We start from the raw sequence: 16,112 nt of genomic DNA on the forward strand, positions 1-16,112 counted from the left end.
GTATTGCCACTGACCCCCCTACAGCAGGGGTTGTGGTTCCATGCCATCACCGCCCAGGGCGGCGACGACATCTATTCGGTGCAGCTGGAGATCGCGCTGAGTGGTCCGCTCGATCAGGATCGCCTGCGCGACGCCGTGCTCGCGGTGGTCACCCGCCATCCCAACCTCGCGGCCCGGTTCTCCGACAAGTTCGACCAGCCGGTGCAGATCATCCCGGCCGATCCCGTGGTGCCGTGGCGCTACGTCGACCTGCGCGGGGGCCGCCCGCACACCGACGAGCAGATCCGCGAGGTGTGCGCCGCCGAACGCGCCGCGGTCTGCAATCTCACCAACCAGCCGGCCTTCCGCGCCGCGCTCATCGGCATCGGCGAAGATCAGCACCGGCTGGTGCTGACGAACCACCACATCGTGATGGACGGCTGGTCGCTGCCGATCCTGCTGGGTGAGATATTCGCCAGCTATCACGGGCAGTGGCTGCCGGCGGCGGCGAAATATCGCAGCTTCGTGACCTGGCTGACCAGTCGCGACCTAGATGCCGCCCGCGAAGCCTGGCGCGAGGCGCTGGCCGGATTCGACACCCCCACGCTGATAGCCCCGCCGGGCCGGTTGGGCCTGGGGCCGCGCGGCGTGGCGTCGTTCCACGTGCCCGAGCAGACCACGCTGGCGCTGAGCGAGCTGGCTCGCTCCAGCCACACCACCGTCAGCACCGTGGTGCAGGCCGCGTGGGCCCAGCTGCTGATGTGGCTGACCGGCCGGCACGACGTCACCTTCGGCACCACGGTCTCGGGGAGGCCGCCCGAGGTGCCCGGCGCCGACACGATGGTGGGCTTGTTCATCAACACCGTGCCAGTGCGGGCGAGCATCACCTCGAACACCACCACCGCCGACCTGCTCGATCAACTGCAAAACGCCTACCAGCACACGCTCGACCACCAGCACCTGGCGCTCAGCGAGCTGCACCGGATCACCGGCCAGGACCAGCTGTTCGACACCATGTTCGTCTACGAGAACTACCCGCTCGACGCGGCCGCGTTGTCGGGCGGCCAAGGTGACCAAGGCTTGGCCATCACCGATTTCACCCACCGCGAGTACAACCACTACCCGCTCGCCGTCCAGGCCATGCCCGGCACGGAAATGGGTCTGCGCGTCGAATTCGACACCGACGTGTTCGACGCGGCCGACATCGAAACGCTGATCGAGCGGTTCAAGCGGGTGCTGGCGGCGATGACGGCCGATCCCGGTCGGCGGTTGTCGTCGATGGATGTGCTGGACCCCGCCGAGCACGCCCGGCTGGAGCGGTGGGGCAACCGCGCGGGGTTGACCCAGCCGGTGGGTGTGCCGGTGTCGATTCCGGTGCTGTTCGGCGCGCAGGTGGCGCGCACGCCGGAGGCGGTGGCGATCAGCGCGGGGGACCGCTCGTGGACCTACCGCGAGGTCAAGCAGGCGGCAAACCGGTTGGCGCACCTGCTGGCGGGCCAGGGCGTGGGTCCGGGGCAGCGCGTGGCGCTGCTGTTGCCGCGGTCGGCCGACGCGGTCGTCGCGATGCTGGCGGTGCTTAAAACCGGGGCGGCGTACGTGCCGATCGATCCGACAGTGCCGGCCGCCCGGATGGGGTTTGTGCTCGACGATGCCGCGCCGATCGCCGTGATCACGAACGCCGGCCTGGCGGACCGGCTGGACGGGCGCGATGTGTCGGTCATCGACATCAACGACCCTGCCATCGATCGCGAACCCAGCACCCCGATGCCGGCACCGGCCCCCGACGACGTCGCCTACCTCATCTACACGTCGGGCACCACCGGAACCCCCAAGGGCGTGGCGATCCCGCACCGCAACGTGACCCGGCTGCTCGAAACGCTGGACGTCGACCTGGAATTGGCGGGCCAGGTGTGGTCGCAGTGTCACTCGCTGGCGTTCGATTTCTCGGTGTGGGAGATCTGGGGGGCGCTGCTCTACGGCGGCCGGCTGGTGATCGTGCCCGACTCGGTGGTGCGCTCGCCGCAGGAGCTGCACGCCCTGTTGGTGGCCGAAGAGGTCACCGTGCTGAGCCAGACCCCGTCGGCGTTTTACGCCTTGCAGACCGCCGACGCGGCACAGCCCGAGCCGGAACCCCGCCTGAAGCTCGAGGCCGTGGTGTTCGGCGGCGAGGCGCTGGAACCGCAGCGGCTGCGGGGCTGGCTGGACAACCATCCCGGTTTGCCACGGCTGATCAACATGTACGGCATCACCGAGACGACCGTGCACGCGTCGTTCCGCGAGATCGTCGCCGGCGACGTCGACAGCATCGCCAGCCCCATCGGGGTGCCGCTGGCCCATCTCGGATTCTTCGTGCTCGACGGGTGGCTGCGGCCGGTCCCGGCTGGCGTGGTCGGGGAGTTGTACGTGGCCGGCGCCGGGGTGGCGGACGGTTATGTCGGCCGGCCGGCGCTGAGCTCGACGCGGTTCGTGGCCTGCCCGTTCGGGGAGCCGGGACACCGGATGTACCGCACCGGCGACCTGGTGTGGTGGGGCGCCGACGGCCAGCTGCGCTACGTCGGGCGCGCCGACAAGCAGGTCAAGATCCGCGGCTATCGCATCGAACTCGGCGAGATCCAGGCGGCGCTGATGGCGCTGGACGGCGTCAAGCAGGCGGCGGTGATCGCCCGCGAAGACCGACCCGGGGACAAGCGCCTGGTGGGCTACGTCACCGGCAGCGTCGATCCGGCCTCGTTCGGGGCGTCGGCGCGTGCGGCGCTGGCCGAGCGGCTGCCCGCGTACATGGTGCCGGCGGCGGTGATGGTCATCGAGGCGCTGCCGTTGACGGTCAACGGCAAACTCGACACCCGCGCCCTGCCGGCACCGGAATATCAGGACGGCGACCACTACCGCGCCCCGACCACCGCGGTCGAGGAGCTATTGGCCGGCATCTACGCGCAGGTGCTGGGCGTGGAGCCGCCGCGGCTGGTCGGGGTGGACGACTCGTTCTTCGACCTCGGCGGGGATTCGCTCTCGGCCGTGCGCCTGGTCGCCGCGGTCAACACCGGCCTGGATGCCGGTCTTTCGGTGCGCACGTTGTTCGAGGCGCCCACGGTCGCCCAGTTGGCGGCCCGAATCGGTGGGGATGAAGCCCGGTTGGAGCCGCTGCTGCCGTTCGCGGCCGTGGAGCGGCCCGCGGCGATCCCGCTGTCGTTCGCGCAGAGCCGGTTGTGGTTCATCGACCAGTTCCAGGGCCCGTCGACGATCTACAACATGGCGGTCGCCCTGCGGTTGCGCGGGCGGATGGATGCCTTGGACGAAGAAGCGCTGGGCGCCGCGCTGTCCGACGTGGTGGTCCGGCAGGAAAGCCTGCGCACGCTGTTCGCCGCGCACGACGGCATACCGCGCCAGCTGATCGTGCCCCCCGAGCGGGCCGACTTCGGTTGGGCCGTCGTCGACGCCGCCGGCTGGTCGGAAGGCCAGCTGGCCGAGGCATTCGACGCCGTGGCGCACCACCACTTCGACCTGGCATCCGAGATCCCCATGCGGGCAAGGCTTTTCCGGATTGCCGACGACGAGCACGTGCTGGTGGCCGTGGTGCATCACATCGCCGCCGACGGCGCGTCGATCACCCCGCTGGTGCGGGATCTCGGGGTGGCGTACGCCTGCCGCAGGGTGGGGCAGGCCCCCGACTGGCCCGATCTGGCGGTCCAGTACGCCGACTACACGCTGTGGCAGCGCGCCCAGCTCGGCGATCTCAGCGACAGCGGCAGCCGCATCGCGGCGCAGTTGGCCTACTGGCAAGAGGCCCTGTCCGGGATGCCGGAGCACCTGCAACTGCCCACCGATCGGCCCTACCCGCCGGTCGCGGACTACCGCGGCGCGAGCGTGTCGGTGGACTGGCCCGCCGAGCTGCAGCAGCAGGTGGCCCGGGTGGCCCGCGAACACAACGCCACCAGCTTCATGGTGATGCAGGCCGCCATGGCCGTGCTGCTGGCCAAGCTCAGCGCGAGTTCCGATGTGTCCGTAGGGTTTCCGATCGCCGGGCGAGGGGACCCCGCGCTGGACGAGCTGGTGGGCTTCTTCGTCAACACCCTGGTGTTGCGGGTCGATCTGGCCGGCGACCCCAGCGTCGCCGAACTGCTCGCTCAGGTGCGCGCGCGCAGCCTGGCCGCCTACGAGCACCAAGACGTGCCCTTCGAGGTACTGGTGGAAAGGCTCAACCCCACCCGGAGCCTGACCCACCACCCGCTGGTCCAGGTGATGCTGGCCTGGCAGAGCGGGCAAGGGCAGGGGCCCGGCGGACCCGCCGCCGGGCTCACCCTGGGCGGGCTGCAGGTCACACCGCTGCCGCTCGACACCCGGACCGCCCGCACCGACCTGGCGTTCTCGCTGGGGGAGACGTGGACCGAGGACGGCGAGCCCGCCGGAATCGCCGGGTCGGTGGAATTCCGGACCGACGTGTTCGACGCCGCCAGCATCGAAACGCTGATCGAGCGGCTGAAGCGGGTGTTGGCCGCCATGACGGCGGACCCGGGGCGGCGACTGTCGTCGGTGGATCTGCTCGACGAGGCCGAGCACGTCCGCCTCGACGAGGCGGGCAACCGCGCGGTCTTGAGCCTGCCCGCGCCGGCCGCGGTGTCGGTACCGGAGCTGTTCGCCGCGCAGATGGCCCGCGCCCCGGAGGCGCCGGCGGTGACCTTCGCGGGCCGGACGATGACCTACCGGGAACTCGACGAGGCCGCTAATCGGTTCGCGCACTTGCTGTCTGGCCTCGGGGTGGCCCCCGGTGCGTGTGTGGCATTGCTGCTGGAGCGGTCGGCCCAGGCCGTCGTGGCCATGCTGGCGGTGCTCAAGACCGGGGCGGCCTACCTGGCCATCGACCCCGCGCTGCCCGCGGCCCGTATCGACTTCATGCTGGGCGACGCCGCGCCCGTCGCCGCGGTCACCACCGCCGGGCTGGCCGACCGGCTGGACGGGCGGGAGCTGACGGTCATCGACATCGCTGATCTCGAGGCCCCCGCCGTCCACGACCAACCGGCCACCGCGCTGCCGGCGCCGTCGGCCGACGACATCGCGTACCTGATCTACACCTCGGGGACCACCGGGACGCCCAAGGGCGTCGCGATCGCCCACCGCAACCTGGCGCACCTGGCGCAGTCGTCGCACCCGGCGCTGCCGGCGACGCAGGTGTGGACGCAATGCCACTCGTACGCGTTCGACTTCTCGGTCTGGGAGATCTGGGCCGCGCTGCTCGGCGGCGGGCGGCTGGTGGTGGTGCCCCCGTCCGTCGTCGCCTCACCGGACGACTTCCACGACCTGCTGGCCCGGGAACAGGTCAGCGTGCTCACCCAAACCCCGTCGGCGGTGGCCGCCCTGTCCCCCCAACGGTTGGGGGCCGAGGCGGTGCTGCTCGGCGGCGAGGCCTGCTCGGCCGAGGTGGTGGACCAATGGGCGCCCGGGCGGGTGGTGGTCAACGCCTACGGACCTACCGAGGCCACGGTGTACGCCTCGATGAGCGCGCCGCTGCAGGCGGGGTCCGGCGCGGCTCCGATAGGTGCGCCCGTGTCGACGGCGGCGCTGTTCGTCCTGGACGAGTCGCTGCGGCGGGTGCCGGCCGGTGTGGTCGGGGAACTGTACGTGGCCGGCCGCGGCGTCGGCGTCGGATACGTCGGCCGAACCGGGCTGACCGCCTCGCGCTTCGTGGCCTGCCCGTTCGCCGGCGCGGACGCGCCCGGGACCCGCATGTACCGCACCGGCGACCTGGTGCGGTGGCGCGCCGACGGACAGCTGCAATACCTGGGCCGCGCCGACGAGCAGGTCAAGATCCGTGGATACCGCATCGAACCGGGCGAGGTCCGGGCCGCGCTGGCCGCGTTCGACGGCGTCGAGCAGGCGGTGGTGGTCGCCCGCGAGGACCGCCCCGGCGACAAGCGCCTGGTCGGATACATCACCGGGACCGCGGATCCGGCCGCCCTGCGATCCGCGCTGGCCGAGCGGCTGCCGGCGTACATGGTGCCGGCCGCGGTGGTGGCGCTGGACGCGTTGCCGCTGACGGTCAACGGCAAGCTCGACGCCAGGGCCCTGCCGGCACCGGAATACGAGGCCACCGATCGTTATCGTGCGCCGAGCAACCCGACCGAGGAAATCCTGGCCGGCATCTACGCCCAGGTGTTGGGCGTGGACCGGGTCGGGGTGGACGACTCGTTCTTCGACCTGGGCGGGGATTCGCTGTCGGCGATGCGCCTGGTCGCCGCGATCAACACCGGCCTCGGCGCCGGCGTCGCGGTGCGCGCCGTGTTCGAGGCGCCCACGGTGGCCCAGTTGGCGACGCGCCTGCACGGTGACGAGGGCGGCCTGGACCCGTTGGTGGCCGTCGAGCGGCCCGCGGTCATTCCATTGTCGTTCGCCCAGCACCGGTTGTGGTTCATCGACCAGCTGCAGGGCCCGTCACCGGTCTACAACCTGGCGGTGGCGCTGCGGCTGCGCGGGCGGCTGGATGCCGACGCGTTCTGCGCGGCGCTGGCCGACGTGGTGGGCCGCCACGAAAGCCTGCGCACCCTGTTCGCCGCCCCCGACGGGATACCGCAACAGCTGGTGCTGCCCGCCGAGCAGGCCGACTTCGGTTGGGACGTGGTCGACGCGACCGCGTGGTCGCCACGCCGGCTGCAGGCGGGCATCGAGGAGACGGCGCGGCACAGCTTCGATCTGGGGGCCGAGATCCCTTTGCGGGCAAGGCTTTTCCGCGTCGCCGACGACGAACACGTGCTGGTCGCCGTGGTGCACCACATCGCCGCCGACGGCCTGTCGATCCCCCCGCTGGTGCGTGACATATCCGTCGCCTACGCCAGTCGGTGTCTCGGACAGGCACCCGGTTGGACGCCGTTGCCGGTCCAGTACGTCGACTACACGCTGTGGCAGCGCGCGCAATTCGGCGATCTCAACGATCAGGACAGCCCCATCGCCGCGCAGCTGGCGTACTGGCAGGAAGCCCTGTCGGGGATGCCCGAGCGGCTCGGGCTGCCCACGGATCGGCCCTACCCCCCGGTGGCCGATCAGCGGGGCGCCAGCGTGGTGCTGCAGTGGCCCGTCGAGCTGCAGCGGCAGGTCGTGCGGGTGGCCCGCGAACACAACGCGACCAACTTCATGGTGATGCAGGCCGCGCTGGCCGTGCTGCTGGCCAAGCTCAGCGCGAGTTCCGATGTGGCGGTGGGCTTCCCGATCGGGGGACGCCGCGACCCCGCGCTCGACGAGCTGGTCGGCTTCTTCGTCAACACGTTGGTGTTGCGCGTGGACGTGGCGGGCGACCCGAGCGTCGCCGACCTGCTGGCCCAGGTGCGGGCGCGCAGCCTGGCCGCCTACGAACACCAGGACGTGCCCTTCGAAGTGGTCGTCGAGCGGCTGAACCCGACCCGGTCGCTGACCCACCATCCGCTGGTCCAAGTGATGCTGGCCTGGCGGACCCTGCACGACACCGCCGGCGACCCCACCGCCAGGTTCGCGGCGGGAGAGCTGGAGCTCACCCAGATGCCGGTGGACACCGGCACCGCCCGCATGGACCTGGCGCTTTCCCTCGAAGAGCACTTGGATGCGGACGGTGAGCCGGCCGGCATCGGCGGGGTGGTGGAATTCCGCACCGACGTGTTCGACGCGGCCACCATCGAAACCCTGATCGAGCGGTTGCAGCGCGTGCTGGTTGCGATGACCAGCGACCCGACCCGGCGGCTGTCGTCGATCGGCGTGCTCGATAACGCCGAGCGAATCCGGTTGGAGGACTGGGGCAACCGGGTCGCGTTGACCGAGCCGGCGAGCCCACCGGTGTCGATTCCGGAGCTGTTCGCCGCCCAGGTGGCGCGGGTGCCCGACGCCCCCGCGGTGACCTTCGAAGACCGGTCGATGACCTACCGCGAACTCGACGACGCGGCAAACCGGTTGGCTCGCCTGTTGGCCCGCGGGGGCGTGGGGCCGGGCCGGCGCGTGGCGCTGCTGCTGCCCCGCTCGGCCGAGGCCATCGTGGCGATCCTGGCGGTGGTCAAGACCGGGGCGGCGTACGTGCCGATCGATCCGGCGGTGCCGGAGGCCCGGATGCAGTTCGTGCTCGGCGACGCCGCGCCCGTCGCCGCGATCACCATCGCGGAGTACCGCCCGCGGCTGGACGGACACGATCTGCTGATCATCGATGTCCAAGACGCCACCGAAGACGCCGCCGACGCCCGCCTCGGCACCTCGTTGTCGGCGGCCTGCCCGGACGACGTCGCCTACATCATCTACACCTCGGGCACGACCGGGACGCCCAAGGGCGTCGCGGTCCCGCATCGCAACGTCACCCGGCTGCTGGACACCCTGGCCGGCGACATGGACCTGGTGGGCCAGGTGTGGTCGCAGTGTCACTCGCTGGCGTTCGATTTCTCGGTGTGGGAGATCTGGGGCGCGCTGCTCTACGGCGGTCGCGTGGTGGTGGCGCCCGACTCGGTGGTGCGCTCGCCCGAAGACCTGCACGCCCTGCTAATGACCGAAAGGGTCAGCATCCTGAGCCAGACGCCGTCGGCGTTCTACGCCCTGCAGGCCGCCGACGCGTTGCAGCCCGAGCTGGCGTCCCAGTTGCAGCTGGAGGCCGTGGTGTTCGGCGGCGAGGCGCTCGAACCGCAGCGCCTGCGCACGTGGCTGGACAGTCACCCGGCTCGGCCCCGGCTGATCAATATGTACGGCATCACCGAGACGACGGTGCACGCCTCGTTCCGCGAGATCGTCGCCGACGACGTCGACACGGCCGTGAGCCCCATCGGGGTGCCGCTGGGCCACCTGGGTTTCTTCGTGCTCGACAGGTCGTTGCAGCCCGTGCCCCCCGGTGTGGTCGGCGAGCTGTACGTCGCCGGCGCCGGCTTGGCGCACGGGTACATCGGGCGCGCGGGCCTGACCGGGACGCGGTTCGTCGCGTGTCCGTTCGGCGGGCCGGGGGCGCGCATGTACCGCACCGGCGACCTGATGAGCTGGGGCGCCGACGGGCAGCTGCGTTACATGGGGCGCGCCGACGAGCAGGTCAAGATCCGTGGCTATCGCATCGAGCTCGGCGAGGTCCAGGCGACACTGAACGGCCTCGACGGCGTCGAGCAGGCGGTGGTGATCGCCCGCGAGGACCGCCCCGGCGACAAGCGCCTGGTCGGTTACGTGACCGGGACGGCGGACCCGGCCGAGGTGCGCGCCGCGCTGGCCGACCGGCTGCCGGCCTACATGGTGCCGGCCGCGGTGGTGGCGCTGGACGCCCTGCCGCTGACGGTCAACGGCAAACTCGACACCCGCGCCCTGCCGGCGCCGGAGTATCAGGACGTCGATCACTACCGCGCCCCGGCCGATGCGGTCGAGGAGATCCTGGCCGGCATCTACGCGCAGGTGCTGGGGCTGGAGCGGGTCGGGGTCGAGGAGTCGTTCTTCGAACTCGGCGGGGACAGCATCCTGTCGATGCAGGTGGTGGCGCGGGCGCGCGCCGCCGGCGTGGTGGTTCGGCCGCGCGACATCTTCGTCGAGCAGACGGTGGCCAAGCTCGCCCGGGCGGCCGGGGTGGTCGCCGACGACGCCGAGGTGATCGACGAGGGCGTCGGCGCGGTGGTGGCCACGCCCATCATGCGCTGGCTGCAGAGCGTGGATGGACCGGTCGACGAGTTCAACCAGACCGTGCTGGTGCAGGCCCCGGTGGGGGTGACGTCGTCCGACGTGGTGGCGGTGTTGCAGGCCTTGCTGGATCGGCACCCGATGTTGCGGCTGCGCGTCGACGACTACAACACCGACGGGTGGTCGGTGACGGTGCCCGAGCCCGGTGCGGTGGACGCGCGCGGGTGCCTGCAGACGGTGGACGTGCTGTCCGACGACGCGGTCACCGCGGCGCGGTCGCGGTTGAACCCGGCCGCCGGGGTGATGCTGAGCGCGCTGTGGGCGGCTCCCACCGGGCAGCTGCTGTTGATCGTTCACCACCTGGCGGTCGATGGGGTGTCGTGGCGGATCCTGCTCGAGGACCTCAACCTGGCCTGGGCCCAGCACCGCGGCGGCCAGCAGGTGGTGTTGCCGGCGCCGCGGACATCGTTCGCCCGGTGGGCGGCGCTGCTGGCCGAGCACGCCCACCGTCCCGAGGTCGTGGAGCAGGCGCCCGCGTGGCGGCAGATCGCCGCGCTGCCCGCGGAGTTGCCGGCGGTGCAACCCGCGGTGGACACCTATGCGACTGCCGGGAACCTGTCGGTCGAGCTCGACGCCGAGACGACCCGGATGCTGCTCGGCGAGGTGCCGGCGGCGTTCCACGCCGGCATCCACGAGATCTTGTTGATCGCGTTCGCCTTGGCCTGTGCCGAGTTCTTGGGCACCGGGGCCGCACCCATCGTGATCGATGCGGAAGGTCACGGGCGCCAGGAGGAGCTGGACCCAGGCGTCGACCTGTCGCGCACGGTGGGGTGGTTCACCACCAAGTACCCCGTGGCGCTCGCGGTGGGCGGCCTGGACTGGGCGCAGGTCCTGGCCGGTGACGCGGGGCTGGGCGCGGTGATCAAAGACGCCAAGGAGCAGCTTCGCGCCCTGCCGGACGGCCTGACCTACGGGATGCTGCGCTACCTGAACAGCGACGTCGACCTGGAGGGGCCCGACCCGACGATCGGGTTCAACTACCTCGGGCGGCTGGGCGCCGCGGCGACCGAGGTGTCCGGGGACATCTGGGAGATCCGCCAGGACGGCTGGTCGGTGACCGGCGTCGCCGCGGCGACGCCCATGCCGCTGATGCACACCGTCGAGCTCAACGCGGGCACCCTGGACGCCGAGACCGGTCCCCGCCTGCGCGCGGGGTGGACGTGGGCCCCGTCGGCCCTGGATCGGGCGCGGGTCACCCGGCTGAGCCGGTTGTGGTTCGACGCGCTGGCCGGCATCTGCGCGCACGTGCGCAGCGGTGGCGGCGGCTTGACGCCGTCGGACATCGCGCCCGCCCGGCTGACCCAGCTGCAGATCGACGAGCTGGCGCGGCAACACCGCATCGCCGACGTGCTGCCGCTGACCCCGCTGCAGCAGGGGCTGCTGTTCCACGCCAGCACCGCCCAGGGCGGCGACGACGTGTACGCGGTGCAGCTCGACGTCACGCTGAGCGGTCGGCTCGACCAGCACCGCCTGCGGGACGCCGTGCACACCGTGGTCGCCCGACACCCCAACCTGGCGGCCCGCTTCAGCGCGCGGTTCGACCAACCGGTGCAGATCATCCCGGCCGACCCCGTGGTGCCGTGGCGCTATCTCGACCTCAGCGGGGGCGATGCGGACGTCGACGCGCAGATCCAGGAGGTCTGCGCCGCCGAACGCGCCGCGGTCTACGACTTGGCCGAGCATCCCGCCCTGCGGGTCGCGCTGATCCGCACCGGGCAAGACCGGCACCGATTCGTGCTGACCAATCACCACATCGTGCTGGACGGGTGGTCGCTGCCGATCCTGCTGGGCGAACTGTTCGCCAGCTATTACGGCCAGCGGCTACCCGCGGCCGGTTCTTATCGCAGGTTCGTGTCGTGGCTGGCCGGCCGTGACGTCGACGGCGCCCGCGCCGTCTGGCGCGAGATATTCGACGGCTTCGACGCGCCCACACTCGTCGGGCCGCCGGATTGGTTCGGGCTGGGCCGGCGCGGCGTCACGTCGTTCCGGGTGCCCGAAGACACCACCCGGGCGCTCGGCGAGTTGGCGCGCACGCGGCACACCACGGTGAGCACCGTGCTGCAGGCCGCCTGGGCGCAGCTGCTGACGTGGCTGACCGGCCAACGCGACGTCGCCTTCGGCGCCGTGGTCTCCGGGCGGCCGGCCGAGGTGCCCGGCGCGGACTCGATGGTCGGCCTGTTCATCAACACGGTCCCGGTGCGGGCGACCATCACGGGGGAGACCACCACCACCGACCTGCTGGATCAATTGCAAGGCGAACACAACCGCACGCTGGACCACCAGCATCTGGCGCTGAGCGAGGTCCACCGCGTCACCGGCCACACAAGGCTCTTCGACACCGTGTTTGTCTACGAGAACTACCCCGCCGATCCCGCCGCCTTGGCGGGGACCGACGGGTTGGCCATCACCGACATCGCCAACCGCGACTACTACCACTACCCGCTCACCGTCCAAGCGCTGCCGGGCCGGGAGTTGGAGTTGCACGTCCAATTCCGCGCGGACGTGTTCGAGCCGGCCGACATCGAGGCGCTGATCGAGCGGTTCCAGCAGACGCTGGTCGCGATGACCACCGGTCCGACGCGACCGTTGTCGTCGATCGAGGTGCGAGACGACGGGAAGCATGTGCGACCAGACCGGTCGAGCTACCACCCGGCGCCGGCCCCGTCAGCGCCGGATCACAACCGCAACGGCAACGGCAACGGCCACCATGCCCCCACCAGCCTGGTCGAACAGATCTTGACCGGCATCTACGCGCAGGTGCTCGGGGTGGACCACGTCGGAATCGACGAGTCGTTCTTCGACCTCGGCGGGGACTCCCTTGCCGCGATGCGAGCTACCGCCACGATCAACACGGCCCTCGACGCCGACCTCGAGGTGACCGCGCTGTTCGAGGCCCCGTCGGTCAGGCGGTTGAGCCAGCGCTTGGCCGGACATGCCTGCGCGGTGGACGTTCCCGCCGCCAGCCCGGCCGGCGATTAGCCGCGCACGGGGCCGGTGCGGTCCCTACCACATGGACGGCACTAGGCGGTAGCGAACCTTCTGCGTGTACTCGCGGTATCCGTCCAACTCCTGCTGGAGCAGCTTCTCCTCGTCGCGGATGCGCGAGGCCAGCGCGAGCAGGCCGGGAACGACGAAAACCAGTCCCCAGTAAGAACCGAGCGCAAGGGGGATGCCGACCATCATGATCACGTTGCCCGTGTACATCGGATGCCGCACCAGCCCGTACAGACCGCTGGAGACGACCTCTTGGCCCGACTGCACCTGGACGGTCGCCGACGCGTAGCTGTTCTGGATGATCACCAGCGCCACCACGCCCAGGCCGATGGCCACCAGGACGTCTCCGACCACGCAGACCGCCGTCGGCACCGGCGACCAGCCGAAGCGATGATCGAGGGCGCTGACCACGACCATGGCGGCCAGCGATCCGTACAAGCCGGCGATGATGACGCGCTGCGCCAGCCGGGCCTCGGCCGCGGGGCCCCCTCGCATCCGGGCCTCCAGCGCGGCGGGATTCCTACGGAGTAAGTAGACCGCGGGGATCCAGGCCGTGATTCCGACGACCACCAGAAAAACCCATGCCTGCCAGTAATTGAATGTGCCCGCGGGAAAAAACAGCATCGCGCCGAACACGACGAACTCGACAACACCGAAGACCAGCATTTTAGGAATGGTTTTCACCCATCCTCCTTCGTCCGTCCGTGGGACGTTAAGAGCGCAGCGTTCATTGCCGCAGCCATACCGGCGGCACAGCACTGAAACTACCGTCGCCCACCCGAAGGATGTGTGCGATTCGTGATAGCCATACGCCGGACCCCGGGGTGGGGTCCGGCGAGGGCGTCGAGTCGGCTAAGGCTTACGGAAGGAGGCGCTCACCCGGCACCTGCGCTACCGGAAGGAACGCGAAATTAGCTACGGGCGCGCATTCCCTGGGTGTGTCAAGGCAGGAACCACCGCGCCGCAGTTTCTCGATCGCGTTGAGCACTTGGCGACCGACTGCCATCTGGTACTCACGCAGGTATTGCACGCGGCGCGGGTCGTCCTCTGCCAAGTGGTGGGTGAGTGGGTGCTGCGTCTTCCACACCGCGTCCTGCGCCGCTTCCCCCACGGCGACCAGAAAGTCGTCCTCGTCCATGCTCCCCCAATCGCGCGCCACCGATCCAGTATCGGTAATTTTCCATCTGGAAGGCAGTTTTAGCAATTTTTACCCACGGCATTTCGCTATTAAACATCTGCCAAGTGAGAATGGATCCAGTAAACATTTTCATGTCGGCAACTATCGCCCGGAAATGGACCTCCCGTGCGGACATTACGAACTGATTGCCCTGCTTGACATGGCATCTGGTACCGGCCCGGGTTCGAGGAAGGGTCGATGGTACGGGTCGTTGGGCTCGGGGAGGGCAAATTCCTTTTCGAAGCCGGCGAAGTGTCCCTGACGCAAATTTAGGTTTTCACTTGGTTTGCCGACCCGCACGCTCGCCGCCGAACGTAATTGGAGTTCACCAGCCCGAACGGCGGCGACGAGACGGGCGCCGACGAGCCCGGGAAATTGCCGGCAACGGAAATTTCACCGGCTCGGGGGAGCCGGCCGACCGGGGCGGACGGCTCTCGGCGCGTCGACGCGCCCCGCCGATGGCGTCCGACGTACTCGGTTGGCGGCAACCCGGCGCGGTTTCGCGAACTTTTGCACCGATCGACCGAAAGATACGCAAAGTTGAGAATGCCGCAGCGGATCGTGATTTAGGATCGATTACGGCGGGATGAGATGAATGACGTTATGTGTGCCGATCGTGACCGGGGTTGGCAACGGTGACCGCGCTGCAGTGGCAAGCGCGAACGCCGGGACGCCGCCTGGTCGCCGTTTCCCACTTGCCCGCCGCGGCTGCGGAACACCACGGACGAAATCCCGCGAAACGTTGTAAGGCACGTGTACAACGGGATACGTTTTCACTTTCGTCAGTGGATCGTGATCGTCGTGTGAAGGCCTGCGAGCCGGAGGCGGTCTTCGGAGGTCAGCCGTGTCCTATGTGATCGCAGCGCCGGATGTGCTTGCGGCCGTGGCGGCGAAGGTGGCGAGCATCGGCTCGTCGGTCAGCGCTGCGAATTCGGCGGCGGCGGCCTCGACCACCGGTGTCGTCGCGGCGGCCGGTGACGAGGTTTCGGCGGCGGTCGCGTCCGTGTTCTCCGACGTCGCAAAGCAGTTTCAGGCCTTGAGCGCTCAGGCGGCGACGTTTCAATCCCAGTTCGTGCAGGCCCTGACCGGGTCGGGCGGGGCATATGCGGCGGCCGAGGCGACCAACGCCGCCAGCATTTCGCCCTATTCGATCTTCGCGCCGATCTGGAACGCGGTGGCCGACGCCTCCGGGGCGACCCCGCCGCCCAGGACCGACGTCCTGGGGACCGTGATGTACGAGTTGAACCAGACCAGCCAGCAGCTCGTCGGTGCCCCCCTGTTCTTCGACGGCGCCGACGGGACCCAGGCCAGCCCCAACGGCCAGAACGGTGGCTTGCTGCTCGGCAATGGCGGTAAAGGCTGGGACTCCACCATCGCCGGCGTGGCGGGCGGCAACGGCGGGCAGGCCGGGATCTTCGGCAACGGCGGCGCCGGCGGCCTGGGCGGCGCCGGTGCGGCCGGCGGGAACGGCGGGGCCGCCATTTGGGGCGGCAACGGCGGGGCCGGCGGTGCCGGCGGGGCGTCCCTCACCTCAGGGGTGAACGGTGGTAACGGCGGCATCGGCGGGCCCGGTGGGTTCCTGTCGGGTGTCGGTGGGGCCGGTGGGACCGGCGGCAGCGCAACGGATGCGACCGGCGGCACCGGCGGAGCTGGCGGCAACACGGGCTTCCTCGGGGGCGCCGAATTGGGCGTGGGCGTTCCGCAAGGCGGTACCGGCGGGGCGGGCGGCATGAGCCTCACCGGCCAGGGCGGCACCGGCGGGGCCGGCGGCGCCGGCTTTACGTTGGGCGGTACCGGCGGTGCCGGTGGCCAGGGCGCCACCGGCGGTGACGGCGGCGCGGGCGGTGTCGCGTTCAACCTGGGCTGGGGAACCGCCACCGGCGGGACCGGCGGCGAGGGCGGCATCGGCACGGTCGGCGCCGGGGGCAACGGCGGCCACGGGGGCGGCGCGATCATGGGTCCCTATAACTTCACCATCGACACTTTCAACGGCCTGGCGCTCTACCCGCCCGGGTGGGGCACGGCCACCGGCGGGCTCGGCGGCACCGGTGGATTCGGCGTCACGGTCGGCGGCACCGGCGGTACGGGCGGCACCGCGCAGAACTACTTGGCGACGGGACATTCCATCGGCGGCACCGGCGGGACCGGCGGCGGCGGCGTCACCGGCGGCAACGGGGGCAACGGGGGCAACGTCTTCGCGATCACCCCGGGCAACACCACCGTCGGAACCGGCGGCGCGGCCGGCGGCACCGGCGGGACCCCCGGCAACCCCGGGCAGGTCATCACACCGTAGCGACGGCCGAATTCGCCCGCCCCG

General features: G+C 70.5%; 4 protein-coding genes. 2 read left to right on the forward strand and 2 right to left on the reverse strand.

What is annotated here, in order from left to right; all coding sequences use genetic code 11:
* The first annotated feature begins 3 nt into the window (after nucleotides 1-3).
* On the forward strand, nucleotides 4-12,603 hold the full coding sequence (locus AWB92_RS31220; RefSeq protein ID WP_173817494.1) for a non-ribosomal peptide synthetase: 12,600 nt from the start codon (nucleotides 4-6) through the stop codon (nucleotides 12,601-12,603).
* 24 nt (nucleotides 12,604-12,627) lie between these two features.
* On the opposite strand, the gene AWB92_RS26580 is transcribed toward AWB92_RS31220, so the two are convergent.
* Nucleotides 12,628-13,302 (reverse strand): isoprenylcysteine carboxylmethyltransferase family protein, encoded by a 675-nt coding sequence (locus AWB92_RS26580; protein WP_085190987.1) that lies wholly within the window; start codon nucleotides 13,300-13,302, stop codon nucleotides 12,628-12,630.
* 175 nt (nucleotides 13,303-13,477) lie between these two features.
* On the reverse strand, nucleotides 13,478-13,756 hold the full coding sequence (locus AWB92_RS26585) for a hypothetical protein (protein ID WP_085190989.1): 279 nt from the start codon (nucleotides 13,754-13,756) through the stop codon (nucleotides 13,478-13,480).
* 883 nt (nucleotides 13,757-14,639) lie between these two features.
* Between AWB92_RS26585 and AWB92_RS31225 the strand changes: the two genes are divergently transcribed.
* Nucleotides 14,640-16,088, forward strand: coding sequence for a PE family protein (locus AWB92_RS31225; protein WP_085190992.1), 1,449 nt, complete (start codon nucleotides 14,640-14,642; stop codon nucleotides 16,086-16,088).
* Nucleotides 16,089-16,112: the final 24 nt, after the last annotated feature.

The sequence above is a fragment of the Mycobacterium sp. IEC1808 genome (assembly GCF_002101935.1).
GTDB lineage: Bacteria > Actinomycetota > Actinomycetes > Mycobacteriales > Mycobacteriaceae > Mycobacterium.